Below are 1,177 nucleotides of genomic sequence, written 5' to 3'. Positions count from 1 at the left end.
AAACCAACCTTTCACGTGAACAAAAATTAGTCACCTCATTCGTTGGTTTGGCGGAATACATCCTTGGTAAGAATCAGACATGGAGGGATCTAACATCTCAGAGGCAGACAGGGGTCACGTATACAAACACGACTGGAAAAGCGATCTATATTACGGCATCAATTATTACAAATAGCTCATTTAAAATTGCGACGCTGTTTGTTGACGGCGTTACCATTTGTTCCAGTGCTCAATCAAATTTTACTGATGCAGGTGCCGCTATACGAGGTCAACTTTCTGCAATAGTAAAAAACGGTTCAACTTATCAGGTTAACCAAGGTACGGTTGCAAACTGGGGGGAATTACGATGAAGTATTTTATTGATGAGGCCGGCACAATTTATGCTTACGAAGATGATGGTTCACAAGATGAATTTATCGGGAATAAAAGACCAGTCACTGCAAAAGAAGTTGATGCCATTTTAAACCCGCCACCAACTTCAGAAGAAGTTATTGCAATGGCAGAACTAAGGAGAACCGAGCTGCTTGCTGAAGCACAATCCACAATTAGCAACTGGCAGAGTAAGCTACTGCTCGGCATCATCAATGACGCTGAAAAGGCCAGTCTGATAGCCTGGCTGGCCTACATAGACGCTCTGAACGCTGTCGATACAACAAAACCTAACTGGCCTGTTCCACCTTCGGTGTAGCATCAATCAATATAGGCTCGCCATAGTCATTAACGGCGAGCATTTTCCCCTCTGGAATTTCCGACAGCGTAAAGAACCAAAAATCATCAGGTAACTCTATAGCTCCCTTGATATCATGAAAACCCCGAATAACTTCTGTCATTGTTACTGGATTAAACAGGCGCATATTTTGCCTCCCACGCAAACCCATTAGCTGGGGTTGTTGTGCCAGTTGATCTCTGACGCACTGAAAAACCGGTATTTGTCCTAGTTGAGTTGATTACTATTGATTGATGAATAACGTGTGTATCGCCCGGGTCAGATGAAATCATGTCTGAAACCATAATAACGGGGATCGCTCCTTCAGGGAGTGCGATTGGATATATTACGGTACCTACGCCATTAACCGGGGCTCCCGTATGCCCATACATTACGATTGAGCCGTCGCTCCATATTTCAAAAAATCCGTTCGCGTTCCTGCCTCTGTTGACAATAAATTGCGCATTTCCC

At 44.0% G+C, this 1,177-nt stretch carries 2 protein-coding genes and 2 pseudogenes; 2 read left to right on the top strand and 2 right to left on the bottom strand.

The annotated features are described in order from the left end of the window. Window positions 1-350 (top strand): annotated as a pseudogene (locus tag GTGU_RS26430) (hypothetical protein); the annotation flags it as partial. Then, on the top strand, window positions 347-688 hold the full coding sequence (locus tag GTGU_RS23305; protein WP_038163511.1) for a tail fiber assembly protein: 342 nt from the start codon (window positions 347-349) through the stop codon (window positions 686-688). The pseudogene GTGU_RS26430 and the gene GTGU_RS23305, both read left to right, overlap by 4 nt. Here the strand turns inward: GTGU_RS23305 and GTGU_RS26775 are convergent. Further along, entirely contained in the window at window positions 660-854 is a 195-nt protein-coding gene (locus GTGU_RS26775; RefSeq protein ID WP_038163507.1) for a hypothetical protein, read from the bottom strand. The two genes, GTGU_RS23305 and GTGU_RS26775, sit on opposite strands and share 29 nt — an antisense overlap. Further along, a pseudogene (locus tag GTGU_RS26425) lies at window positions 841-1,177 on the bottom strand (phage tail protein); the annotation flags it as partial. The pseudogene GTGU_RS26425 and the gene GTGU_RS26775, both read right to left, overlap by 14 nt.

This window comes from Trabulsiella guamensis ATCC 49490 (assembly GCF_000734965.1).
In the GTDB taxonomy this organism is placed as follows: Bacteria; Pseudomonadota; Gammaproteobacteria; order Enterobacterales; family Enterobacteriaceae; genus Trabulsiella; species Trabulsiella guamensis.
This window is presented reverse-complemented; position numbering and strand designations above follow the sequence as displayed.